Source organism: Arthrobacter sp. TMN-49 (assembly GCF_054511095.1).
This window is the reverse complement of record NZ_JBTNDH010000045.1, coordinates 1-24,630: the sequence shown is the minus strand read 5'-3', so window position 1 is coordinate 24,630 and position 24,630 is coordinate 1. Positions and strand designations below refer to the sequence as shown.

Below are 24,630 nucleotides of genomic sequence, written 5' to 3'. Positions count from 1 at the left end.
GTCCTTTCGAGTGGGATGTGAGAATTTTCCTCGAAGGACCCACGGTGACCGCCCCCTTTTCAGGGCTACCGGTCACCGCCCGGGTGTTACACCACTCTACGGGGCACTACTTCCTCGGGGTCTTTTTGGAGAACCCGTTGGATGTTCCGTGGCCTGTGGTCGAGTAAGTAGCTGATCAGATCGGTGTCGGTGATCCGTCTTGCTTGAAGGCATGAGGCGGCAAAAGACGGCATACGAGCACTCGTGGGAAATTCAGAAAGTTTACGGGTTCCGTTCGCTTGAGGATGACGTGGCAGCGGGAGAGTTCAGCAAGTTTTTGCAGGATCGGGCTTGGGTTCATACGGAGGGCCGGCGGCGATGTTTGACCACACGGTGGGGTGGTTGCGCCGTCATCGAGTGTTGCTTCCTGGTATCGGGGCGTTGGGGCGTCAAATGATGAAAGTTCGGGCTGAAACCGCTGAGAGGGTTTACCGACTTCTTGCCGCAGCAGCTGAGGGCGTTGATCCGATACTTCCGGGGCGTTTGCGTCGATCACTGAAGGTGCAGGCTGGAAGTCGTTTTTCGGAATTGGAGCTTTGGAAACAATCACCGACACGTGTGTCCGGTCCGGCTCGGGTTTCTGCACTGGACAGAGCATGGTCGTTGGAAGCCTTGCGCGTGCGGGAGGCTGATTGTTCTATGATTCCTCCGAGCCGTATTTCTGCCTTGGGGCGATATGGGATGGCGAGTAAGTCCGCCACATTGCAGGGGTTGGCTGAACCTCGGCAGACAGGGACGCTTCTGGCGTTGGCGCGTCACCCGGACGCTCTCGCCATGGATGATGTACTTGATCTTTTCGCGCTCTTGATGTCCACCAAATTGATCAACCCGGCACGTTCAGCATCAAACAACAGCCGGATGGCGACATTGCCCCGTTTAGAACGGGCTTCCCGGCTCCTGGCTCTCGTCAACCAGGAGCTACTTACTGCCCTCGACAAGGCCGCCTCGGGAGGAGTCGAGCTGGATGTGACTGCCGTGTGGGGATCGTTGGGCAGGTTTGCTTCGAGGGAGAAGATCCTCGAGGCCGTGACGACTGTGACTGAGCTGGTTCCGGACGATAATGGGAGCGTTGAGACACCGATGCGGGTCGCCTTGGCCGAAAAGTACCGTACGGTACGACCTATCTTGGCTTTGCTGGCCGGAACGGGGTCTCTTGCCGCCTCCCCTGCCGGTGAATCCATCTTGGCTGCGGTCAAGGTGTTGCCCGAACTGGCCGGGCGTAGAACCCGCATCAAGCCGGTGCTTCCCGATGAGGTAGATGAGTCCCTTGTTCCGCCAGTCTGGCGCAGGGCTATCTACACCAATCCGAACCTGCCGGCGGGGACGGTGGATCGTGATGCTTACGTACTGTGCGTGCTCGAGCAGCTCTATAAAGCCTTGCGGGTGCGGGATATTTTTGCCACCTGCTCTCATCGTTGGGGTGACCCACGGGCAAGATTGCTTGAAGGGGCTGCGTGGGAAGAAGCTAAACCGAGGATTCTCGGCAGCCTAGGCTTGGACACTCCGGTAAGAATCCACCTTCGTGGCCTCGTTGCTGTGCTCGACGCCGCGTGGCGTCAGACAGCCGATAGGTTGGAAGAAGCTGGCCCGGATTCATCGATCAGAATTGTTCCTGGCGCTGAGGGAAGGATGCGACTTTCCGTGGATCGACTCGATGCCGCTGACATCCCTGCAAGCCTGGATGATCTACGGTCCGTTACGGCGGGGATGCTCCCTCATATTGATTTGCCGGATCTGTTGTTGGAAGTCCATGCCTGGACGGGCTTTCTCGATGCTTACGTCCATGTTTCAGGCGCGGGGACACGGCTGCGTGACGTGGCCACGTCGCTGGCAGCCCTCTTGGTTGCTGAGGGATGCAACGTTGGCCTTGTCCCGGTCATTGATCCGGCGCAGGAAGCTTTGACACGTGGCAGGCTTTCTCACGTCGATCAAAACTATGTCAGGGCTGAAACGCACGCTGCCGCGAATGCTGCTCTCATCGAGGCGCAGGGCAAAGTGCCAATCGCCCAGCAATGGGCTGGTGGGCTGTTGGCCTCTGTTGATGGGCTTCGTTTCGTGGTGCCGGTGAGGACGTTGAACGCTGGCCCATCGCCGAAGTGCTTCGGTTACAAACGCGGCATCACCTGGCTGAATGCGGTCAATGACCAAGTAGCCGGGATCAGGGCACAAATCGTCACCGGGACCCCACGGGACAGCCTCCACATCCTCGATGTGCTGCTCAATCTTGACGGCGGACCTAAACCAGAAATCGTTGCCACAGACGAAGCATCGTACTCCGATATGGTCTTTGGCCTGTTCAGCATGCTCGGCTACCGATTCTCACCCCGTATCGCTGATATCGGGGACACAAGGTATTGGAGGGCTCACTGGCCAGCAGATCCGGCCTCGGACGACGGGCCCCTTAACGCCATTGCCCGGAACAAAGTAAATTTGAGCAAGATCGAAACCCATTGGCCGGACATGCTGCTCGTTGTTGGTTCACTTGTTACCCATCAGGTTCGGGCCTTTGACGTACTCAAAATGCTTGGGCGCGATGGAAGGCCGACACCTTTGGGTCAGGCCGTCACGCAGTATGGCCGGTCCGCAGAAACTCTACACTCGTTGGCCATGATCGATCCTGTGGACGACACCCACCGACGCGGCGTCAATGCACAAACCACTGTTCAAGAATCCAGACATCGGCTGGCCCGAAAGGTCTTCCATGGACGACGTGGCCAGATCTACCAAAAATACCGCGAAGGCCAAGAAAACCAGCTCGGGGCCCTCGGCCTTGTTGTAAACGCGATCACTCTCTGGAACACCCGTTACCTCGATGCGGCTATCTCCGAGCTCAGGGGAGAGAGATTCGTGATGAAGACATCGCCCGGCTCTCACCTCTGGGACACGCGCACCTGAACGAACTTGGCCGATACAGCTTCTCAACCACCAACACGCCCAGAACACTCCGACCATTCAGAGACCCGACAGCAGAGCCTCAAGTGACCTATCCTGCAGCAGGTGGCCAAGAGAGATCATTACAGGTTGCTGGCCAGGTGAGGTGGCTGAACTTGGAGAACTCACAATTCGCCACAGTTCATCGTCAATAGACCTCACCCAGGGTGAGGCCCTGCCAGTAATCTCTCGGTCAAGAGACCTGAGGCACTTTCCCTCGTTCTGCGGGGATGTTGCCGTTGTCGCGCCGCATTAAAGAACCCGCAGACCCTCTGCCCTGCGGGTTCTTCCATGCTCGTTCCCCTTTAGGGGTCGCTTGTGAATTCGGAGAATATTTAGCGGTACCGCTGGTCTTCTGGCCGGGTACGCCGGACAGGTTTGGCTAGTGTGCGGGAATGGGACGTTTTCGGCACACGGCAGACTGCCTTCCGCAATGGATCGGAAATCGTTGAAATCTAGGGCATTTTCTGACTGTACGGTTGGCGCAAAACTCAGTGGCTGAATCTATGGATCACTCCCAGGGGCTTCAGACGGGTTTTGAAACGGGATGGCCAGCATGCCCAGCCCACAGGCAACAACACGCGGTTTTTCTTCCCTTCCGCTATCTATTCTCCGAATTCACAAGCGCCCCCTTGACCTGCGGCAAGCCAGAGCGAAACGCCAAGCACTGCGGCAAAGGGCCTGTAGTAACGATGGTCGAGACGACGAAATCTATCACCTGCGGGAGGCAGCCTCAGAGCCGCAAGTGCGATGTCACCGCCCAGGATCGCGCGCAGAAGCATACCCGTACCACTTGCGCGCAAGCCAAAGCGTTGCATGCGACCATCGCCAAGGATTCCAGAGGCCAACAAGCTCACACCGGTTACTCCGGCAGCAACTACGGCAGTGGATGCTGCGGACGGCATCTCTACTCTCTGACCGACGACCACCTCGGCGAGTTCTGCTCGGCTCTTAGCCGGCCACGGCGAACCCGCAGCCCAGGCTGTATGCAACACCGAGAGCACGGCCAACCCCGAGCCACTGACGATACGACCAGCCATCATGGTTTTTTTATCCATGGGCCCAGCCTAACGCGGAACTCATTCCCTCTTCTGCAGCCCTATCAGAACACGTCGAACGCTTCATCATCGCGCCTACCCTCGCGAAACCCACATCAAGTCTGACGAATGCCGGCCGCTACGACGCCCGGAAGAACCTTTGAAGTCGGACCTTCCACTTTTCCACAATCAGCCTCTACCACAAACGAACGTTTGCGAGAGACCCAACCGCACACGCCGGCGGGATCACGGCAAGCGTCGATTTTCCTATCAAAACTCACCACAAATTCAAACTAACAATACAAGGCCAAATCTATGAGTGGCGATAGGCTCCAGGCATGGGCCACAAAATTGGATACGCCAGAGTCAGCACCACCGATCAGGACCCGCAGTTGCAACTCGATGCCCTGGCACGCGAAAACTGCTTGAAAATTTTCACCGACACAGCAACCGGCACAAAGATAGACCGCCCACAATGGAACCTGTGTCTGGCTGACCTTCGCTCAGGCGACACCCTAGTCATCTGGAAGATTGACCGGCTCGGACGAAACCTCCGCGATCTGATCGACATCGCCACCACACTCGATGAACGCGGCGTCGGCGTTCAGTCGCTAACCAATGGCATCGTGGACACCACGACAGCCCACGGCAAACTCGTTTTCGGGATGTTCGCCCTCATGGCCGAATACGAAGCAGCACTGATCCGCGAACGGACTCAGGCAGGACTGGCAGCGGCAAGAACCCGAGGGCGCACTGGCGGGCGCAAACCAAAAATGACGCCGGAACTCATCAACAAGTCCCAACGAATGTACGACGCCAAACAATTCACCATGAAAGAAATCGCAGACACCTGTGATGTCACAACAATGACGATCTACCGCCACATCCGAACATCCAACCCCAACCCAGAAAGCCCTTAGCGCCAACGGCGACAAGAATCCTACTCAACCCCCTATTTGCGCCCGGTGAAGTGGTCCATTGACCTGTAGACGCCGAACACGCGTCCGGCCACCACGTCCCAGGCGGCAACCGGCAAGATGCCGCGCAGCGCGGTGCTCAGTTTCACCGTCCACGGCATCATCAGCATCGGTGTCCCTTCCTTCATGGCAGCCCAGACCCGCTCCGTCACCGCGGCCGGCTCCAGCAGCGGGGTCAGCAACGGCCCGCGGGCACCCTCAAACATGCCGGTCTTGATGTAGGAGGGGCAGAACGTTGTCACCTTGATGTGGCGGTGGCCGGCCTGTTTCAGCTCCAGCCGCAGGGAATCACTCCAGCCGATGACGGCCCACTTGGAGGATGAATACACGCTCATGCGGGGATTCGCCAACAGCCCCGCCGCCGAGGCGACGTTGACGATCCTCGCCGTCCGTCCCCGTTCGATCATGGCGGGCAGGAATTCGCGGGTGATGTGCATCAGTGCCAGGGTGTTGATCGCCATGGTGGCGGCAATGTCGCCGCGTTGTTCGTGTTCCCAAAAGTATTTGCCGCGCACAATGCCGGCGTTGTTGATCAGGATGTCCGGTGTGCCGACCTCGTTGCGCACCTTTTCCGCGGCCACCTCGATGTCCTCGAGCTTGCTGACATCCACCACATAGCTGTGGATCACCGCGCCCCCGCCCGTCAGCTCGGCAGCCGCTTCTTCCAACAGTTGGCCATTGATGTCCCAGAGCACCACATGCGCGGCGTGGTCCCGCACCGCCAGCTGGGCATACATTTTGCCCATGCCCATGGCGGCGCCGGTGATCAGGACGGTAGAGCCGGCGAGGGATTCGATGGCGTTGCTCATTGCTGGGTCTCCAGGTGTTGTGGGATGAGTTTGCCCGGGTTCATGATGCCGTCGGGGTCCAGGGTGTCCTTGATGCCGGCCAGGATCTTGATACCCAGCTCCCCGATTTCCGCGCCCATGTAGGGTGCGTGGTCAGTGCCGACGGCGTGGTGGTGGGTGATGGTGGCGCCCGCGGCGACGATGGCGGTTGAGGCCGCTTCCTTGACCCGGGCATTTTGTGCCAGCCCGTCCGCCTCAAGGCCGGCCAGGAACGTGAAGTACAGCGAGACGCCGTCGGAGTACACATGGGAAATGTGTGTCTGGACGTAGGCCGCCGCACCGCGGGCTTCCAGTGCGTCAAGGATGGCCTGGCGGACATCGCGGTACGTCTGATCAACCCGGCCCCAGGTGGTGGCCGTTTCAAGAGTCTCCACGTAGACGCCGCGGGTCAGCAGCTCATCGCGCAGGTACGGACCGCTGAACCTGCCGTGCTCCCAGGACTTCCCTGGGAGCGGCCCCAGCGGGACGCCCCCGGCCCGCCGCAGGATCCGTGCGCTGCGGCGTTTGCGGGCGCGGGCCTGGCGCCCGTCGCCTTCCCAGACAAAGAGCGCCAGCGCCGGAGTTTGCTGGCCACGGACGCTGAGGTAGCGCGAGAGCATGCCGGTCTTCCACCCGCCCAGCTTGAAGGTCGACGCCGTTTCATCAGTGTCGCTGAGGCGGCACACGTGCGGCATGTCCCCGCCCAAGCCGTCGTGGCGCAAGCGTCGCATGGCGCTGGCCCCGGCCGCAAAGGAGGGGAAGGACCATGCGCCATACACCTTCTCTGCCGGCATGGGGCACACCTTCACGGTGGCCGTGGTGATGACGCCCAGAGTGCCTTCGCTGCCCACGATGACGTCGAGCAGCTTGGGTCCGGCAGCCGTTCCGGGCGCCAGCGAGCCGACGTCGAACGGGCCCCGAGGTGTCTCGAGGTGGACCGACTTGACCAGATCGTCCGAGCGCCCGTAGCCCGTGGATGCCTGACCGGCGGAGCGGGTGGCCACATAGCCCCCGAGCGTCGCCTCCTGGTGGCTTTGCGGAAAATGCCCCAGCGTGAAGCCGTGCGGGGCGAGCGCCGCTTCGATGGCGGGCCCCCTGACGCCAGCCTCGAAGGTTGCCGTCCGGGACAGCGGGTCAACGTGGAGGAGCCGGTTCATTCGCCTCATGTCGATGGTGATGACACCGTCGAATTTTCCGCGCAGCGGTTCCACCCCGCCCACCACCGACGTGCCGCCGCCAAAGGCGACCACGGCCAGCTGTCGCCGCCCGCACAGGGCCAGAATGGAGCGCACTTCTTCGATGCTGCCGGGGAAGACGACGGCGTCGGGGGCGTCCAGGGCGTCCCCGCCGCGGCGGCGCAGCAGGTCCGGCGTGCTTTTTCCGCCGGCATGGAGGATGCGGTCCGCCGCGTCCGTGGAGACATGGTCGGCCCCGGTGATGGCGCGGAGCTCGGCTAGGACGCCGTCCCCAAGCGCCACGGGCCCCACCCGGACATCGGCCAGGTCAACGGGGCTGTGCGCGGCCTCGACGCTGACGAGCTTGAGCGTGCTGTGCAAGAAGCTCAACGCGCCGGCTCCCAGCGGGCGGGCATGTGCCGGGTCTCCCCAGCCGTACCAGACCGAGGAGGAAATTTCTGCTGTGAGATTCGTCACCATGGGATACAGTGTGACACATGAAGTCTCAACGTACCAGTTTGCCGGTGGATGAGAAGCTCCTCTCCGCCATCAGGGACACCGTGGTGCTCCACGGCGTGCGGCGCACCACAGCCAACGACATTGCCGAACGTGCCGGCATCTCCCGCATGACGTTCTACCGCCGGATGGGCTCGGTGGAGAACGCGGTGCTGGCATCCCTCACCCATGAGTTCCGCCAGTACGCCGGCACCGTGCGGACCGGGACACCAGCCGGCACCGGAAGGGAGCAGCTGGTGCACTTCGCCGTGGAAAGCGTCCGGGTGTTTGCAACCTCGGAAATGCTCGCCTCCATCGCCGAGCGTGACCCGGAATTCCTGATTCCCTATGTGACGGACCGGTTCGGTGCCAGCCAGCAGCTGGTCCTGGACCAGCTGCGCGCACTGCTCGAGGAGGGCATTGCCGATGGCAGCATCGCAGCGTCCGCGGGCACAGCCACCATGCTTTTGCTGGCACTCCAAGGCGTTGCGCTGTCTTCCCGGGTCCTGTTGAAGACGGACACCTTCGAGGACTCCCTGGCGGAACTGAAGAAGATGCTGGAACGCTACCTCACGCCGTCGAACGCCGGATCTGAAGGGACACAAGCTTGATGACGGAAAACCCCAGCTGGATCAACGATGCAAGCCGCCGGCATTCGCTGGACCATGTGGCAGCCCACACGGTGGACGTTGCCGTGGTGGGTGGCGGCATCACCGGTGCCGGGGTGGCCCTGGACGCCGTGAGTCGCGGCCTGAGTGTTGCATTGATCGAGAGCAGCGACTTTGGTTCCGGCACCAGCGGCTACAGTTCCAAGCTCATCCATGGCGGGCTGCGCTACCTGGCCAAGATGGATTTCGCGGTGGCTTGGGAATCGGCCGTGGAACGCCGCTGGCTGATGAGTAAAATCGCCCCGCACCTGGTCCGGCCACTGGGGTTTGTGATTCCAGATGCCCGCACCGCCCCTGCCTGGGAGGGTTTGGCGGCCGGGGCGGGTGTGGTCATCTATGACGTGCTGCGCAGGCTGTCCGGTCTGGGTGGCAAGACGTTGCCGCGGCCCCAACTCCTCTCGAGCCGGGCGGTGGGAGCCTTGGTGCCCGCCCTCGAGCAGACGACGCTGCGGCGAGGGTACCTTTACTGGGACGGGCAAGCGGTCGATGATGCACGCCTGGTGCTCGGCGCGGTCCGTACCGCGGCCGGGCTCGGGGCGCACGTGATGCGTGATGTGAAGGCAAGTGACGTGACGGCAACGACCGTGGACGCCGTCGACACCCGGACGGGGGAGCCGGTGAAAATTGCCGCGCGGGTGGTGGTGAACGCCACCGGCGTGTGGGCCGCCGACTTCGAGCCGCAACTGAGGGTAACCCCCAGCCGGGGCACCCACCTGGTGGTGCGCGCGGACCGGCTGGGCAACCCGCATGCCGCGCACACAGTGGCCGTGCCGGGGCATTTTGGCCGCTACGTGTTCGTGCTGCCGCAGCCCGCCGGCGTGGTGTACATCGGTCTGACAGACCAGGCGGACCACAGCGCCGACGGCCACCATCCGCCGGTTCCCGAGCACGACGTCGACTTCCTCCTGGACATTGTCAACACCACCCTTGCGGTGCCGCTGACCCGCAAGGACGTGGTGGGCTCCTTCGCGGGGCTGCGGCCCCTGGTGCAGGCCCGGCGGGGAGAGGGCCCCGACGGAACTGCCGACATTTCACGCCGGCACCTGATCCGGGATATTCCCGGCGCGCCGATCACGGTGGTGGGCGGCAAAATGACCACCTACCGGCGGATGGCCCAGGACGCTGTGGATGCCGTGACCGCCCGGCTCGGAGCCGACCAGCCATGCCGCACCAAGACCCTGCCGCTGGTGGGCGCCGCTACCGTCAAGGCGCTCGGCGCCGTTGACGCTCCCGCCCGGCTCGTGCAGAAATACGGCACGGAAGCCACGGCTGTGCAGGCCCTCCAACGGCGCGATCCGATCCTGTCAGACCCGTTGTTCGAGGGGTCTGAGATCACAGGTGCCGAGTTGCTATTCGCGGTGCGCGCCGAGGGGGCCACCACGGTGGAAGACCTGCTGGAGCGGCGCACCCGCCTGGCCTTTGTCCCTGAAGACGCGGCGCGGGCCCGCGGGCGGGCCGAGCTGATCCTGGCACTGGCAGACTCTCCGGCTTTTGGGGAGAGCCCATGAGCGCCGTCCCGGGAGGCGGCGTGCTGCTTCTGGTCAATCCGGCGTCGGGCGGAGGCAGGGCTGGCCGACTGTGGCCGCGGACTGCCCACGCCCTGCGCGCGGCCGGATTCGTGCCCTCGGTGTGCATCACCGAGTGCCTGGAGGACGCCACTGCGCAGGCCGGTGCCGCCGCCGCTGGAAGCCTGGTGGTGGTCCTAGGTGGCGACGGCTTCCTCGGGGCTGCGGCGGCCGGGGCTTGGAAGTCGGGGGCAATTGTCCTGCCCCTGGCTGGCGGCCGGGGCAATGACACGGTGCGCAGGCTGGGGCTGAACCTTGACCCGGTTAAGGCGGTCCGGGCCCTTGGTGCGCTGGTGGTCCGGGAGGTGGATCTGGGGCTGGTCAACGGCCGCCCCTACTTCGGTGTTGCCAATGTGGGCTTCGACGGGCTCGCCAACGAATACGGCAATAGCGCCCGGCTGCCCCTTGGTCCGTTCGTCTACCTGTACGGCGGGCTCAAGGCCTTCCTGGCCTGGAAGAACGTGACGTTCACGGTTTCCGTCAACGGTGTGGAGACCACCTTCCCGGGATGGTTCGTGGCCGTTGGAAATGTTGGCCAGTATGGGGGAGGGCTGTGCATCTGCCCGGAAGCTAAGGCCGACGACGGACTGCTGGATGTGGTCTCCCAAGGCCAGACAACGATTCTTGGCGTGGCCTTGACCTTTCTGCGATCCTACCGCGGCAGGCATCTTGGCCAGCCGAACATCACGTTCACCCGTGGCAGCAGCGTCAGCATCAGTGCCAACAAGCCGCTGAACATGTATGCCGACGGCGAGAGGGTGGCCGCACTTCCCGCCGTGGTGGAGCTGGTGCCGGGGGCTGTGCAGGTGCTTGTGCCGCAGGGATCGGTGGCGTTTTCGTAGGGCGCCGGCACTTCTGCCAGTTGATTGGCGTCCTGGAGCCGACCCGCGGCTGAGGCCACGGTGCACACGGCACCCCACGCTGCGTGGTAGCGTCTCTTACGACCACACGGGTGCCCTTGCAGGGGCTGAGATCGGGCTGAAGCAGTCTGCGACCGTTGAACCTGTCCGGGTAATGCCGGCGAAGGAAGTGAGCAGTCTTTGACCTCCCAAGAAGCAACCTTGATCCCTGCCCAAAATGTCACGCAATCCCTGAAATCACATTCACTAGCATTCCAGGTGGACCCCGGTTCAGGGATTCGTGTGCCGCAGACGGAAATCGCGCTCGAGCCGTCCCCCAACGGTGAAGTTAACGCACCGTTTCGTGTGTACCGCACCGCCGGACCGGGCAGCGATCCGGTCGTTGGCCTGCAACCGTTTCGCAGTGAGTGGATCAGTGCCCGCAAGGACACGGAAATCTACCGGGGACGCACCAGGAATTTACTTGATGACGGCAAGTCGGCGGTACGCCGGGGTGCTGCCTCAGCAGAGTGGAGGGGATCGGTTCCCGAGCCGCGCCGCGCGCTGACGGGCCAGCGCGTCACACAAATGCATTATGCCCGGCGCGGCATCACCACCCCGGAAATGCGCTTTGTGGCGATCCGTGAGAACTGCGACGTCGATTTGGTGCGCAGCGAGGTGGCGGCCGGCCGGGCCATCATCCCCAACAACATCAACCACCCGGAGTCTGAGCCGATGATCATTGGCCGGGCCTTCCTGGTGAAGATCAACGCCAACATCGGCAATTCGGCTGTCACCAGTTCAATCGCCGAGGAAGTCGATAAGTTGCAGTGGGCAACCCAGTGGGGTGCCGACACGGTCATGGACCTCTCGACCGGCGATGACATCCACACCACCAGGGAGTGGCTGATTCGCAACGCCCCGGTTCCTATCGGCACGGTGCCGATCTACCAGGCGCTGGAAAAGGTTAACGGTGAAGCCAACGATCTGACGTGGGAGATCTTCAGGGACACGGTGATTGAACAATGCGAGCAGGGCGTGGACTATATGACCATCCATGCAGGTGTCCTGCTCCGTTACGTCCCGCTGTCGGCCAATCGTGTGACGGGCATTGTTTCCCGTGGCGGGGCCATCATGGCTGGTTGGTGCCTTGCCCACCACCAGGAGAATTTCTTGTACACGCACTTTGAGGAGCTGTGCGAAATCTTCGCCCAATATGACGTGGCGTTCTCGCTGGGGGACGGGCTGCGTCCGGGGTCGATCGCCGACGCCAATGATGCCGCCCAATTTGCCGAACTGGACACCTTGGCCGAATTGACGCAACGGGCCTGGGAATATGACGTGCAGGTCATGGTTGAGGGTCCAGGTCACATCCCGTTCCATCTGGTCCGGGAAAACGTTGAGCGCCAGCAGGAGCTGTGCAAGGGTGCCCCGTTCTACACGCTAGGGCCGCTCGTCACCGACATAGCACCTGGCTACGACCACATCACTTCGGCTATCGGGGCGACGGAAATAGCCCGCTACGGCACGGCCATGCTGTGCTACGTGACCCCGAAGGAACACCTGGGCCTGCCGAACAAGGACGATGTGAAGACTGGGGTGATCACCTACAAGATCGCGGCGCATGCTGCCGACCTGGCCAAGGGGCATCCCGGCGCGAGGGAACGCGACGACGCCTTGTCCAAGGCCCGTTTCGAGTTCCGCTGGCGCGACCAGTTCGCATTGTCGCTGGACCCTGTCACGGCCGAGGCCTTCCACGACGAGACCCTGCCCGCCGAACCGGCCAAGACCGCCCACTTCTGTTCAATGTGCGGACCGAAGTTCTGTTCCATGCGTATCAGTCAGGACATCAGGGACGAGTTCGGCTCGGCCGAGTCGCAGGCAGCCATCGCCGGGATGTACAGCGGTATGCGTGAAAAGAGTCAGGAGTTTCTGGCGTCGGGTGGAAAAGTGTATCTGCCAGAACTTCAGCTTCCCGCACAGCCATAGAGCCACGATCGTGGTGATCTGTCCCGGCCCGCTCCTGGCAACACGGAAGGTGGGTCTCTTCTTCCTAGGGCGGGCCGGGTGTGGCACAGCTGCTGACATGGCTGCTGGAAGTAGATAGCGTAGTTTGCATAGCCTGTACGACGGCAGCTTCCTCAGAGTACAGGGCAGGGCCCCATGACTCAGACCAAGGAGTGCCGACGCGAATTGCAGTGACAGGTGGCAGTGGAAAGCTGGGGCAGTATGTCGTGCACAGGTTGACCCGGGACGGGCACCAGGTGCTGAACGTGGACAGGGCAGGGGAGCGGAGCCCGGAACTGGTCATCGTTGACCTCCGCAACTATGGCCAGGTCGTGGATGTGTTCCTCGGTCTGGACGACAGGCACAGCGGATTCGATGCCGTGGTGCACTTGGGTGCCATTCCAGCGCCCGGCATCCTCCCGGATGCTGCCACCTTCGAGAACAACATGCTTTCCACCTACAACGTCTTCCAGGCGGCCCGGCGGGCGGGCATAAAAAGGCTCGTGTATGCCTCAGTGAGACCGTGCTGGGACTGCCGTTCGACGTCGATCCTCCCTATCTACCTGTCGATGAGGAATATCCTGCCCGGCCGGAAAGCACCTATTCGTTGGTGAAGCATCTGGAGGAACAGATGGCCCGGGAGTTGACGCGCTGGGATCCGGAGTTGAGCATTATTGCGCTTCGCTTCTCCAATGTCATGGATGTGGACGACTACGCCGCCTTCCCGTCCTTTGACAGGGATGCCAGATCGCGCAAATGGAACCTGTGGGGGTACATTGACGGCCGGGATGGTGCGCAGGCTGTGGCGCGGGCGCTTGAAAATGGTCGGCCAGGGTTTCAGGCCTTCATCATTGCCAACGCCGACACTGTCATGCGCCGTTCAAGTGCGGGCCTTGCCGCCGAGGTGTTTCCGAAGGTCCAGATGCGCATTGCTTCCATTGCAAGCGAAGTAATCAAGTTTCAAGGAAAGGGACACCATGAGTGCTATTGTCAACTTCATCGTCCAAGCAGAAAAAATTGGACAGTATGCAGTAAATAACGCGCATGGTTGTGGGTATGCATTTGAGCCCGGAAGCGACGCCCACCACCCCGGCGACGACATTGGCCGCCTAGTTCTTGACGCTTATCGAAACCACAGCGTCGAGGAAATGAAGGCGGTAATCAAGGCTTACCAAGCCGGCTACAACGTCAAGGCAATCGAGCTAGGGGATACCGCCGTTGGATGGGAACAGATCAAAAATGGTGTCGGGTTTGCGCTACCTGGTGCTTCAGCCGACGAACTAGAGGCAATACCCGCCGCCATGTAACGGTGTTTTTGGGTTCGACCGATTGCAAGATCAAGCATTTACCTTGCCGTCCCGTCTACGGCCTTGGTAGCCTCTCTCATGTGCAGATTGGGGACTGTACCAATACACACGTCCCAAGCCCCTAGATTGCCCCTTAAGGCACTTTCAGGAGTACTGGGTTGCACCTGTGGCAGGTGTTTCGTGGTGCGATTCTGGTGGCTTCCTGCTGGCGCCGAGCACGCGATGCGGAGAGCGCTTTCGGCGGCACGGATGCCCTGGTTAGGGCACGGTACAGCTGGTGCTTGCTGGAATACCTAGGGCGCCGATCACGGTGATGGTTCCAGTGACCGGTGTTGAGCTCCATCCGCCTGGACCGGTTGCTGTAATTGAAAAGGTTCCCGTTCCAATGGAGAGGATGTTGGACGGCACCGTGACAGAGGTTGCTGACGACGGTGCTGATCCTGAGCCGGAAGGGCCCAGAACATTCGGTATCACGGTCCAGGTGTAGCCGCTGCGCGGCAGGCCGCCCACAGGGGCGGTCCAGGTGAAGGTGAGGTTGGTGAGTAGTCCGCCTGAGCATTGGAGGGCGGTCGGTGTTGCGACAGTGCCTGCTGTCAGAGAGCCAGAGACATACTGAGGTGTCGACCAGGAGGCGAGGGTTTGCTGGGGATGCAGCACTCCGGCAACTCCTGCCAATGCCACGGCGATGATGACTAGGTAGTTGCACTTCATCGTGGGCGCTGGCCTCTTCGAGACCGTTTGGTCCGTCCCCACCTGGCCAAGGATGCCATTAGAAGCCCTGCGGTCACGGCGGCAACCGCTGTCAGCGAGGGCCGGAGCAGGCCAGTACCGGTAGTGGGCAGCGGGCCGACACTGCCGCCGGCAGATAGTTCATCGCCGGCTCCGGTTGCGGTCAGAGTAAGCGTTGCCGTGCCGGAGGGTGGCACTGCGCGGTTGGCAGGCAGACTGGCGTCAACAAGAATCCAACGTTGCTGGTTGGTGGGTATGGACGCCAGATCATCGGCGACGGAGTTGGTTCCTGCGGCCGGGCGGAGTAGGACTCCGCCGGTCGGGCAGGATTCGACTACCCAACGAACGTCGCACATGCGAACAGTTAGTTCAAGCCCGTTCGAGTCGGAGGAGAGAGGCCCCTGCGAGGTCAGAGTGATCCGAATGGTTCCGGGGTCGTTGGTGTGGGAAGAGACGCCGATCTGCCAGGGAACGGTTGTTCCTGGTGCCATCCGGTCCATGACGGGCTGGTCCATGATCGAGGTGAGCGTCAGCACCGGGCCTCTGATCGTTTCTTCGGTTGTAGCGGCTTGCACGGGAGTCGGCATGAGGAAGACATTGGCGCCGGTCAGGAATACGGCCACGGCAAGAGGCCCACCCCTTGCCAGATGCCGTGCTGTCCCTTTTCTTCGCCGTGGAGCCGGTTCCTTGCCGGGCCAAAACGTCCACGTGACAAGCCCTGCGGCACCTATGCTCGTCCCGCCAAGGACGATCGGGTTCGAAACAGCTCTCACAGCGTAGGCGAGTTGCGGGATGGAGAAGAGGACGATCCGTACGCTGCCCACGACATAGGGTTGTGGGTCATCTGCAGGGTTTGCGTCCCCGCGCAGCGTGATGCTTATGTCGTTACCGGGGGCCGGTGCGATGGAGACGACCCGGTGAGTTATCGGTAGGGTCTGGGGCCTGTCGACCGTGACGACGTCACCGACCTTGATTTCGGAAGCGGGTATCTGTCGAACGATTGCCAGTGACCCGGCGGGAATTGTGGGACTCATGGAACCGGTTTTGAACATGATGAGCGTGATGTGAAGAAAGAGCGCCATGAGGACGAGGATGACGCAGGCCAGCCCGCCAATTGCGGCCACGGTCAGTAGCGCATCGGCCGCACGCTTGCTGTAACCGCCACCCTTGATTGACTCTGCCTCCATTGGTGGCTCCTAGGTGGATATTCCGGAGAAGAGCCAGTGCACGGCGCCCGTCTGCCCTTGGTAGGAGTTGGCTGCCCCGGGCTGCACCCTGACTTCGAAGCAGTACCTGATTTCGCCGCTCGGGGCGGTGATGGCAGAGGTGACCGGTGATGCAGGAACGGTGGTGACCGCCAGATAGGTTGAGACAGATCCTGCGATGAAGGTTGGTGTGCCGGTAAAGGCATTCCCGTCACATCCGGTTCCGACCGCTGGAGTACGCACAGCTCGGTATTCCAGCACTGGAACCAGCGGGCCGGACGTTGACACACTTGCAAGGGTGATTGTTCCACCCACTGTGGAGGCGGCCGTGGTGCGAACATTGGCCCAGGCGTAGAGGGATACGGACGGCGACATCGCCACGGCGTTAAACGCGAGTCCGGCGCCGGGCGATGTTGTGTTGCTTGCCCACACCCCAGAGATGGTGCTCGATTCCGTGGTGAACGTGCTCGCGGCGAAGGAACCCGTCACGTTCTCCGAGTTAGTCCAGGCGGCGACAGTCATCGTCGCACCCAGTCCAAGGACGAGGGCTCCTGCGAGGACCGCCCGCCCGCGGGTGAAGCGACGGCGCCTGAGACGTGCAGCATGCTTGGCCACTACGGCTACGCCAGCGAGACTGCGCGGAACTCCCACGTACCCACGGCCGAGGTCCCCTGAACCAGTGCCGCAGTAGAGGTGACCTGCAGGCAGAGGAATATGTCGCTGCCCGGAACCGTGCCTGGCGTACCGGGCTTCGTCAGCGAGAAAGTCGACGCGCCGGCAACTGAATTCAGCGCCGTTCCCGCCGGGACGATCGTTGACGTGCCCACGGCCGACGGCGTGCAGCCCGCGACGGAGGCAACTGCAACAATTCCATACGTGAGTTGGCTCGCGGCCGTACCGGAGGAGACCGCCGAGGCAACCGAGACCGTGGCATCATTGACGGTGTCTTGGTCCAAGTGAAGGACATAAGGGGCCGCCACCGTCACGCTCGGGCTGATCTTGTCGAACCCCGTTGAAAAGCTCAAGGTGGCGGGAGACCCGGAGGCATGGTCGGCAAAGTCCGTACCGTTGGCGCTGCCCTGGACATTGAAGTGGCCAGCAGTGAAGATGCCCGTCACGAACTCCGAATCGTTCCAGGCGGCCAGGGTGATGGCCGCACCCACACCTAGAACGAGACCACCGGCCAAAATCGCCTTGACCTTTCGGTTCCTTGATCCTTTGTTGGCCGGTGTACTAATCGAAACTGACATGTCTTCCCCATCTAACACCTAAGACCCGAGCCGGAAACTGGCACCGGCGTATCCACCCAAAACAAGGAACAGAGACCGGGTGCAACTTGATACCTATGGCCGAATGTACAGCACCAGCACTCTCTATGTAAGGGCCAAGTTGCCCGGACGTATATGGGCGGTGTTCATTTGGAAAATCCTCGCAACATGGATTCCGACTGGATCTTGTGGATCAGGGTCCCTGAAATTGTCCAGGGCCAGGACGTCCGCGCCCCCTTCCTTGAGCTCGTGGACCAGATTCAGGTGTCCCGGACTCCTGCCCAGCCGCTTCAAGATGTGGACGATCAGGTCATCCCCGACCCTGGCGTGCACCAGAGCAGTCATATGGCCTGGGCGGGGTGACTCCTGATTTCTTGTCGGTGTGAATCTGTTCGGCCAGCTGCCGCCGAGGTCATGATTTTTACACTTTACGCGTCCGTATCCAATGTCCGTGCCTGTACCGTACCTAAAGTCCGATCCGTACGCACGCAGGAGTAGCGACTTTCGACATAGCTCGTGGTACGCGCAGATTACGCGGAATCCCGGTATGTTTCATGCGTGGAGGTGTCCCGGTGGGGGAGTGTTCCACTTCCTTGGATGTGGAACACGGACTGATTCGGTATTTGAGGTGTTGCTCTGGCAAGCCAACAGGTGCGATTGCTAGCCTCAGAACCGGCTCGTGAAGTAGGTAGGCCAGTGGTGGCCTGGCAACGGACACCATGGCTGAATGGCATCATCGAGCAACCCTAGTTTTGATGAAAAGGAACGCCAAATAGCAGCGGACGCTGCGCTTCGCTTTGCTCCCCCGTAGGTCGAATGCGCTGCTGACGGACAAAGCTTTGACTTCCTTTGGAAGAAACTGCAGCTCGTTTGTGGTCTGGCCGATCCAGCGGATTTTCAACCCCTGTCAGTGACGCTCGATGCCAGGGATCATGAAGCTGTAGCCCGGTATATGTCCGCGTGTAAGGAACTGGCTTCCTATAGCCTTCTTAGCCATAAAGGCGGTATTGCCATCCACGGAAATGAGCCGGCAAGCTTTAAAGTGGCCCGCATGATCCTTGTCCAAGGCATCTGCAAGAACCGATGACGAGCACAGGACCGAGCGCGTGCAGATCACGAAGCAATGGCAGCGTACCCGTGCGGAGCTGCTCCAACGTTCCCTATCGGATCATGGACGATCGCGGATCATCGAAGGACTGGGAGGCTCTGCTGAAAACCATGCATTCAGTTCCAAGCACACGCCCCCGGAACTCTTCACGCTCTTCAGTTACGGCGAATACATCCATTGGGGGGAGACGCGGAATGAAAATGCAGCGCTTCGTGATGACGAGATCGGCGCGGCCATCGTCTAGTTCAATTTTCTCGACGCCATGATCGGAGTGGCGCACTTCCATTTCGGGTATGCGAAGCTGCTCGAAACTGCTTTTTCTGAAATCAAATAGCGTACGCCTCCAACTGCGAAGCGATTCGCGTAGCAGGAGTTTGCACGGATGCGTTCCACTCCCTTGGAACTGGGGCACTCCCCATCCTGGCATCGGATGCAGTTCTCGCAGGGCCACCGCTCCCTCAGCTGAACGAACTTCGGCGCTATGGGCAGTTCTGTAACTCTTGCCGTTTGCTTCATGGGTTTGAACGATTCAGGGCGACCGAGGTGATGCTGTCTGTACGACCAGGCTAGGACTTCGGGTAGGCCAAGGAGGGGTTCTTCAGATGGTTGACAATGGTGAACGATGGAATCACGGCTCGGTTGATTAGCTGCGCGTAGATCGTTAGTTGGGTCAGCCACGGCGAAACCCAGCCCAGTAATGGGCGAACGGGCGCGCCGTGGCTGACCCAACTAATACACCAATGGATCTTCCTGAGTAACAGATACGTCGGACCAGCTATCTAACACGGGGTTGAGTATGACGCCATCGGGTTGTTAGGGCGGTTGGCGTAGTCGCGCCGACTATTGCTGGCGCGAACACCCACCCCCTTGATGGAGGGAACTGATCATGAACAGTGGGGCAATTGCAGCCACTGGGGCGCCAAGTCGCCGAATGTGCCGGGGTCCAGCAGGGACGCTCCGGCTGGCAGGAAACCCGCAAACTCCGCGCCCACCATACTTTGCAGGGTTTCGAGGTTGCTGATCTCGACCTCCGACGGCGCCACGGGCCAGGAGCCGATCACCAGGGAAGGCGCCGGGAAGCCGCGGCGGTCCAGCGCCTCCAGCGTCAGCAGCGTGTGATTGAGCGTGCCCAAGCCGCTGCGGCAGACCACCACGATGGCCGTCCGGGCAGCTGCCCTGGTTGCCGCGGCGAGGTCCGCGAGGTTGTGTCCTTGATCATCGAGTTCCACCAAGAGCCCGCCGGCGCCTTCCACGAGCACGTGGTCGTGGACCGCGGCCAGTGCCAGGATACGCTCCACATGGTGCGCCAGGTCCGGCAACTCCCGCCGCTCGCGACGCGCGGCAGCCCCCGGCGCCATGGGTTCATGTAATCGGATGCCTTCATGGACAGCATGGACGCCGCTGAGCCGGGCGACCTCGTTGACGTCCCCGTGCCCGGCCCCGGAAACACCCGTCTGGGTGGGCTTGTACACGGCCACCGTGGCTCCTGTCGCCGACAGTGCGACAGCCAGTGCCGCCGTCGTCACGGTTTTTCCGACGTCGGTATCGGTGCCGGTCACATAGGTGACGTTCATGGGGCTCCTTGCAGTGTGTTTCTGGCATTGACGCTCAGCGGGGCCTGGAAGGAGAGCAGCCGCAGCCATTGTGGTGGGGCTCCCGCCAATTCAAGGCGCGGCAACGCGCGTGCGGTTTCCTCCAACACCAGCGCGGTTTCCAACTCTGCCAGTTTGGCACCCAAGCACCGGTGCAGGCCATGACCGAAGGCCAGTGAGAACGCCGTGGGCCCGGCATGTTCGGCGTGCTGTCCCGTCAGTTCCAGCAAGATTTCCGCCCCGGCCGGGACGGCACTGCCAGCCACCTGGGTGTCTCGCAGCGCCGCACGCCGCCACGTGTGAACGGAGGACTCCGAGGCCAGCACGTTCCTGACATGGCTTCGGGCCGCCGCCGGATCGGCCAGTGCGGCCCACCCGCCAGCAGATTCCAGGCCGCGATACAAGACAGTGCTGATGAGCTGCGAGGTGGTTTCCTGGCCGGCGATGACAAGGAAGTAGCCCAGCGAACACACCTCAGCGCTGGAGAGCCCGGCGGCGTCGAGCACACCAAACAGCGATCCCGTGCCCCGGGCAGCGGCCGCCTCCTGGCGCAGCCACCCGTAAAACTCCGCCGCGCTGCGGGCCAGCACCAGTTGCCGCTCGGGATCGGGCCAGCCCCAGAACAGCTCCAGCGAATCCCTGCTCCACCGTTTTAGCAGCTCCAGCTCCGGAGTTGGCTGCCCCGTCAGCTCGGCCATGACCACCGGCGGGATATGCCTGCCCACCGAATCCACCAGGTCCACCGGTCCCCACTGCAACGCAAGGCCTGTCGCGGCCAGCCGGTCCCGCGCCAGCTCCCGGACGCGCGGCTCAATGGCGGCAACCTTGGCCGGCGTGAAAAAGCGGCCGACCATGGTGCGCACTGCCCGGTGTTGGGCACCCGTGGCGGACGCCAGCACCGGGGGCAGCGCAAAACGGACCTTACTGAGGATTCGCAAGGTGGCCGGGGCCATCGGGACGACCGAGGTCAACGCATTGCTGGGGGCAAAGTCATCCGTGCGGCGCATGATGTCCCGAACCTGGGCGGGATCGCCAATGACTGTGTAGCTCATGCCCGACCACCGTCCAGCCCGCAGTCCAGGGCCTGCGCCACTGTGCTGGCCGCCCACTGAAGCTCCGTGGCGGTGATGTTGGCGCGGGCTGTGAGCCTGAGCCGGGACACGCCGTCGGGCACACTGGGCGGGCGGAAACAACCCACGGCGACACCCTGGGTTCGCAGCGATGCTGCCAGGGCGGTTGCCCGGGCAGCCGATTCCACCGGAATGGACTGCACGGCGCCAGCTGCCAGCGGGACGCCGCAGCGGGCGGCCAGGACTGCTGCGTTCTCAAGTACCCGGCCGGCCAGCTCCGGCTCCTGGCCGATGATGGCTGCGGCGCGGGCTGCGGCTGCGGCCGCGGACGGTGCCAGGGCCGTGTCAAAGATAAACGTCCTGGCCGTGTTGACCAGGTGATCCCGGAGCAGAGCCGAGCCCAGCACGGCCCCGCCCTGTGACCCCAACGCCTTGGACAGCGTGACGGTGACGGCAACATGCGCGGCACCTGCCAGGCCGGCGGCATGGACGGCGCCCCGACCCCTGCCGGCAACCCCGAGCCCGTGCGCGTCATCAACGAGCAGCAAGGCGTCGAAGGTGGCGCACAAACTGGCAACCGCGGCCAGGTCTGCCGCATCGCCCAACACGGAGTAAATAGACTCCAGCACGACGACGGCGCGCGGCTGCGTGCGCCCGGCCAACGCAGCCGCAATGGCGGCCACGTCGTGGTGGGCCACCTCAACGGAGGGTGAGCGGGAGAGCCTGATGCCGTCATGCAGGGATGCGTGCACGTGCGCGTCGTGAATGATCAAGGTTCCGGGGCCGCCCAGGGCCGTCAGAACCCCGATGTTGGCGGTATAGCCGCTGGAAAAGGCGAGCGCCGCATCCTGGCCGGTGAGCAGACACAGCTGCCTCTCCAGCTCCTGGTGGGCGGCCGTGGTGCCGCACACCACGCGGGAGCCGCGCGCCCCGGCGCCGTAGTGCTGAAGTGCCTGGGTGGCTGCGTCAATGACGCGGGGGTCGGCGGCGAGACCGAGGTAATCGTTGGAGGCGAGGTCGACCAGGCCGGCTCGGGGTTCGGTGCTGCGCTGAAGTCCGCGCCGTTCGCGGACCTGCGCACGTGAGTCAAGCCAGGCGTGCATGGCCGTTGTGCTGGCACCCATCAGCCGTGCACCCGGGCGGCGGCCGCGCAGATTCCCGCGCCGATGGTGGCCACGTCCTCGGCGGAACTGATGAACGGTGGCATGGTGTAGATGAGGTTGCGAAACGGCCGGATCCAGACCCCATATTCCAGGGCGGCCGCCGTCACGGCGGGCACGTCGACGGGTTCGGACAGTTCCACCACGCCCACGGCGCCTAGAACGCGCACGTCACGGACGGCCGACAGGGCACGGGCAGGGGCCAGGGACGTGGCAAGTCCCAGCTCGATGTCGGCGACCTGCCGTTGCCAATGAGCCGTTGCCAGCAGGTCCAGGGAGGCCGACGCCACAGCACAGGCGAGGGGGTTGGCCATGAACGTGGGCCCGTGCAGCAGGGCCCGCAACGGGGAGTCGGTGACCACCTTGGCAACCCGGCTGGAGCACAGCATGGCGGCCAGGGTCAGGTACCCGCCGGTCAAGGCCTTGCCGACGCACATGATGTCTGGAACCACCTGCGCCCAGTGCGAGGCGAACAGTTTCCCTGTCCGGCCAAAGCCTGTGGCAATCTCGTCAACAATCAGCAACAGGCCGTTCTCATCGGCCACCCGCCGGGCGGCGGCCAAGCATTCGGGGTCATAGACATGCATGCCGCCGGCACCTTGCAAGACGGGTTCGACAATGATGGCCGCCAGCTCGGCGCTGTGCGCGAGAACGGTCGACTCGAGGGTGCCAATCCAGGCGGCCACAGCATCCGGATCAGCCGCCAATGTGCCATCAACGAGCCGGGCGGCAGGTGGGCGCGGCAGGAACACCTGTTCGGAAACTAGGGAGGGGAACATCGCGTGCATGCCGTCCACCGGGTCACAGACCCCCATGGCGGCAAACGTGTCGCCATGGTAGCCGCCGCGCAGCGCCAGAAAGCGGGTGCGCCCGGGCCGGCCACGGCCCAGTTGATACTGCACGGCCAGCTTCAGGGCCACCTCAACGGACACCGAACCGGAGTCGGCAAAGAACACGTGGTCCAGCCCGGTCAGGTCCACCAGTTGTTCGGCCAAGCGCACGGCGGGCTCGTGCGTCAAGCCGCCAAACATGACGTGACTGAAGTGGCCGGCCTGATCCAGCAAGGCCGCATCCAGGACAGGATTCCGGTAGCCGTGGACGGCTGACCACCACGAACTCATCGCATCCACTGCCACAAAGGTGCTGCCGTCTGCCGAGGAGAGCATTAGCCGCGTGCCCTGGGCTCCGTGCACCGCGTAAGGAGGAATTCCGTCCAAGGGGGCGTAGGGGTGCCACAGCAATCCCCTGTCGCGTTCGATGAGTGTGGCCTGTGCGACCGGTGTGTCCACCAGGGTGGGTGCGCCACCGCCGGTGCCACTACGCATTGGGCGCCGTCTGTGTGCCGGCGCCCCGGCGGCGGATGGTCAGGGGCCCGCCGGGGGAGGTTCCGGCGTCGTCGGGCTCTTGTTCTTGTTTGCGGCCCAGAACCACAAAACCGTTGTCGGCAATCATGTCCAGGTCTGCGGTGGCTGCCTGGCCTTCACTGGTGAGGTAGTCGCCCAAAAACAGGGAATTGGCCACATGCAGGGCCAGCGGCTGGAGCGTGCGCAAGTGCATCTCGCGCCCGCCTGCCATGCGCACCTCCGTGGCCGGGCAGGCAAAGCGGACCAGGGCCAGCACACGCAGGCATGCAGCGGGGGTGAGTAGCCAGGTTCCCTCCAGCGGAGTCCCCTCGAAGGGCATGAGGAAGTTCACGGGGATGGAATCACTGCCCAGTTCGCGCAGGGCAAAGACGGCGTCAATGAGCTGCTCGTGGCTTTCACCCATGCCCACAATGACCCCGGAACAGGGGGAGAGGCCAGCGTCCTTGGCCTGTTCAACCGTTGCCACCCGCTCGGAGAATTCGTGCGTTGAACAGATCTCCGCGTACATCTCCTCACTGGTGTTCAGGTTGTGGTTGTAGGCGTCCACCCCTGCTGCCTTCAGGCGTCCGGCCTGGCCATCCTTCAGGATGCCCAGGCACGCGCACACCTCAACGTCCGGGTGCTGGTCCTTGAGCTCGGTGACCATGCCGGCGACGCGGTCCACGTCGCGGTCACTGGGGCCCTTGCCGCTGGCGACCATGCAGACGCGGGAGGCGCCGGCCCGGATGCCTGTGGCGGCCTGCGCCACGGCATCGGCTGGCTTCAGCCAGGTGTATTTTAGGATCTGGGCGGCCGAACCAAGACGCTGCGAACAGTAGGTGCAGTCCTCCGGGCAGAGCCCTGATTTAAGGTTGACCAGGTAGTTCACCTTGACGGTGTTGCTGAAGTGGGCACGGCGTAGCCGGGCGGCAGCCGCGACCACCTCCAACAGCTGCTCGTCGGTGGATTCGAGGACCGCGAGGGCCTCCTGGCGGGTCAGGGTGGTACCGGTCAATTGCCGGCTGGCGAGGTCATCAAAGTAATTGAACACTGTTCAATTGTGCGAGGTGGGTGTGCCGCTGTCAATTGGGACACCCTCCCATGGGGGAAGATGGAAGCGTGCCGCTGGGGCACGGCAGCATCAAAGAGGGGACCGAATGCCATGGCGTTGACACGCTGTGTTTCGTCAAGTTAAAGTAGGCCGTTTCAGCGCTAAGAATCAGGCCACGGCGGCAGGTTTTTAGGCCATTTCAGCAGTTTGCTCATTTCATCAACGCATTCTTGACCC

General features: G+C 62.7%; 21 protein-coding genes, 1 pseudogene and 1 riboswitch. Of the genes and pseudogenes, 9 read left to right on the top strand and 13 right to left on the bottom strand.

Translation table 11 applies throughout. The features are described from left to right. The first annotated feature begins 357 nt into the window (after positions 1 to 357). Positions 358 to 2,934: a Tn3 family transposase gene (locus ACX80E_RS15630; RefSeq protein ID WP_459302961.1), complete on the top strand. Its 2,577-nt coding sequence runs from the start codon at positions 358 to 360 to the stop codon at positions 2,932 to 2,934. 641 nt (positions 2,935 to 3,575) lie between these two features. On the opposite strand, the gene ACX80E_RS15625 is transcribed toward ACX80E_RS15630, so the two are convergent. Further along, a complete protein-coding gene (locus tag ACX80E_RS15625) occupies positions 3,576 to 4,028 on the bottom strand; it encodes a DUF3995 domain-containing protein (protein ID WP_459302960.1) in 453 nt (150 codons plus the stop codon). 317 nt (positions 4,029 to 4,345) lie between these two features. Here ACX80E_RS15625 and ACX80E_RS15620 point away from each other — a divergent pair, with 317 nt between their 5' ends. Next, positions 4,346 to 4,927: a recombinase family protein gene (locus ACX80E_RS15620; RefSeq protein ID WP_459302959.1), complete on the top strand. Its 582-nt coding sequence runs from the start codon at positions 4,346 to 4,348 to the stop codon at positions 4,925 to 4,927. Positions 4,928 to 4,959: 32 nt separating this feature from the next. Here ACX80E_RS15620 and ACX80E_RS15615 read toward each other — a convergent pair whose 3' ends face one another. Continuing rightward, positions 4,960 to 5,793 carry an SDR family oxidoreductase gene (locus ACX80E_RS15615; RefSeq protein WP_459302958.1) on the bottom strand — a complete coding sequence of 278 codons (834 nt, stop codon included), beginning with the start codon at positions 5,791 to 5,793 and terminating at the stop codon, positions 4,960 to 4,962. After that, positions 5,790 to 7,466 carry an FAD-binding oxidoreductase gene (locus ACX80E_RS15610; protein ID WP_459302957.1) on the bottom strand — a complete coding sequence of 559 codons (1,677 nt, stop codon included), beginning with the start codon at positions 7,464 to 7,466 and terminating at the stop codon, positions 5,790 to 5,792. The genes ACX80E_RS15615 and ACX80E_RS15610 overlap by 4 nt, the downstream gene beginning before the upstream one ends. 17 nt (positions 7,467 to 7,483) lie before the next feature. On the opposite strand from ACX80E_RS15610, the gene ACX80E_RS15605 reads away from it, so the two are divergent. From ACX80E_RS15605 to ACX80E_RS15580, 6 genes and pseudogenes are all read left to right on the top strand, one after another. Further along, entirely contained in the window at positions 7,484 to 8,092 is a 609-nt protein-coding gene (locus tag ACX80E_RS15605; protein WP_459302956.1) for a TetR/AcrR family transcriptional regulator, read from the top strand. Next, positions 8,092 to 9,657 (top strand): glycerol-3-phosphate dehydrogenase/oxidase, encoded by a 1,566-nt coding sequence (locus ACX80E_RS15600; RefSeq protein ID WP_459302955.1) that lies wholly within the window; start codon positions 8,092 to 8,094, stop codon positions 9,655 to 9,657. The genes ACX80E_RS15605 and ACX80E_RS15600 overlap by 1 nt, the downstream gene beginning before the upstream one ends. After that, on the top strand, positions 9,654 to 10,556 hold the full coding sequence (locus tag ACX80E_RS15595; protein ID WP_459302954.1) for a diacylglycerol/lipid kinase family protein: 903 nt from the start codon (positions 9,654 to 9,656) through the stop codon (positions 10,554 to 10,556). Before ACX80E_RS15600 ends, ACX80E_RS15595 begins: the two co-directional genes overlap by 4 nt. Positions 10,557 to 10,652: 96 nt before the next feature. Then, positions 10,653 to 10,760: riboswitch (TPP riboswitch) on the top strand. Then, on the top strand, positions 10,755 to 12,542 hold the full coding sequence (gene thiC, locus ACX80E_RS15590; RefSeq protein ID WP_459302952.1) for a phosphomethylpyrimidine synthase ThiC: 1,788 nt from the start codon (positions 10,755 to 10,757) through the stop codon (positions 12,540 to 12,542). Its footprint overlaps the riboswitch before it by 6 nt. A 191-nt stretch (positions 12,543 to 12,733) precedes the next feature. Further along, a pseudogene (locus tag ACX80E_RS15585) lies at positions 12,734 to 13,485 on the top strand (NAD-dependent epimerase/dehydratase family protein); the annotation flags it as partial. 52 nt (positions 13,486 to 13,537) lie between these two features. Further along, complete coding sequence (locus ACX80E_RS15580; RefSeq protein WP_459302951.1) at positions 13,538 to 13,867, top strand: hypothetical protein; 330 nt, start codon at positions 13,538 to 13,540, stop codon at positions 13,865 to 13,867. A 258-nt stretch (positions 13,868 to 14,125) separates the two neighbouring features. Here ACX80E_RS15580 and ACX80E_RS15575 read toward each other — a convergent pair whose 3' ends face one another. From ACX80E_RS15575 to ACX80E_RS15555, 5 genes are all read right to left on the bottom strand, one after another. Then, positions 14,126 to 14,578 carry a hypothetical protein gene (locus ACX80E_RS15575; protein WP_459302950.1) on the bottom strand — a complete coding sequence of 151 codons (453 nt, stop codon included), beginning with the start codon at positions 14,576 to 14,578 and terminating at the stop codon, positions 14,126 to 14,128. After that, positions 14,575 to 15,783 (bottom strand): signal peptidase I, encoded by a 1,209-nt coding sequence (locus ACX80E_RS15570; RefSeq protein ID WP_459302948.1) that lies wholly within the window; start codon positions 15,781 to 15,783, stop codon positions 14,575 to 14,577. The genes ACX80E_RS15575 and ACX80E_RS15570 overlap by 4 nt, the downstream gene beginning before the upstream one ends. Before the next feature lie 9 nt (positions 15,784 to 15,792). Next, positions 15,793 to 16,416 (bottom strand): SipW-dependent-type signal peptide-containing protein, encoded by a 624-nt coding sequence (locus ACX80E_RS15565; protein ID WP_459302947.1) that lies wholly within the window; start codon positions 16,414 to 16,416, stop codon positions 15,793 to 15,795. A gap of 5 nt (positions 16,417 to 16,421) precedes the next feature. Then, on the bottom strand, positions 16,422 to 17,051 hold the full coding sequence (locus ACX80E_RS15560) for a SipW-dependent-type signal peptide-containing protein (protein ID WP_459302946.1): 630 nt from the start codon (positions 17,049 to 17,051) through the stop codon (positions 16,422 to 16,424). Positions 17,052 to 17,174: 123 nt separating this feature from the next. Continuing rightward, entirely contained in the window at positions 17,175 to 17,414 is a 240-nt protein-coding gene (locus tag ACX80E_RS15555; RefSeq protein ID WP_459302945.1) for a recombinase family protein, read from the bottom strand. Between the two features lie 761 nt (positions 17,415 to 18,175). On the opposite strand from ACX80E_RS15555, the gene ACX80E_RS15550 reads away from it, so the two are divergent. Beyond that, positions 18,176 to 18,421 (top strand): hypothetical protein, encoded by a 246-nt coding sequence (locus ACX80E_RS15550; protein ID WP_459302944.1) that lies wholly within the window; start codon positions 18,176 to 18,178, stop codon positions 18,419 to 18,421. A gap of 640 nt (positions 18,422 to 19,061) precedes the next feature. On the opposite strand, the gene bioD is transcribed toward ACX80E_RS15550, so the two are convergent. The 5 genes from bioD to bioB are packed head-to-tail and all read right to left on the bottom strand — an operon-like array spanning position 19,062 to position 24,393. Then, positions 19,062 to 19,751, bottom strand: a complete 690-nt coding sequence (gene bioD, locus ACX80E_RS15545; RefSeq protein ID WP_459302943.1) for a dethiobiotin synthase — start codon at positions 19,749 to 19,751, stop codon at positions 19,062 to 19,064. Further along, entirely contained in the window at positions 19,748 to 20,821 is a 1,074-nt protein-coding gene (locus tag ACX80E_RS15540; protein WP_459302942.1) for a cytochrome P450, read from the bottom strand. Before ACX80E_RS15540 ends, bioD begins: the two co-directional genes overlap by 4 nt. Beyond that, complete coding sequence (locus tag ACX80E_RS15535) at positions 20,818 to 21,963, bottom strand: 8-amino-7-oxononanoate synthase (RefSeq protein ID WP_459302941.1); 1,146 nt, start codon at positions 21,961 to 21,963, stop codon at positions 20,818 to 20,820. Before ACX80E_RS15535 ends, ACX80E_RS15540 begins: the two co-directional genes overlap by 4 nt. Then, positions 21,963 to 23,324: an adenosylmethionine--8-amino-7-oxononanoate transaminase gene (locus ACX80E_RS15530; RefSeq protein ID WP_459302940.1), complete on the bottom strand. Its 1,362-nt coding sequence runs from the start codon at positions 23,322 to 23,324 to the stop codon at positions 21,963 to 21,965. The genes ACX80E_RS15535 and ACX80E_RS15530 overlap by 1 nt, the downstream gene beginning before the upstream one ends. Then, positions 23,317 to 24,393 (bottom strand): biotin synthase BioB, encoded by a 1,077-nt coding sequence (gene bioB, locus ACX80E_RS15525; RefSeq protein WP_459302939.1) that lies wholly within the window; start codon positions 24,391 to 24,393, stop codon positions 23,317 to 23,319. The genes ACX80E_RS15530 and bioB overlap by 8 nt, the downstream gene beginning before the upstream one ends. Positions 24,394 to 24,630: the final 237 nt, after the last annotated feature.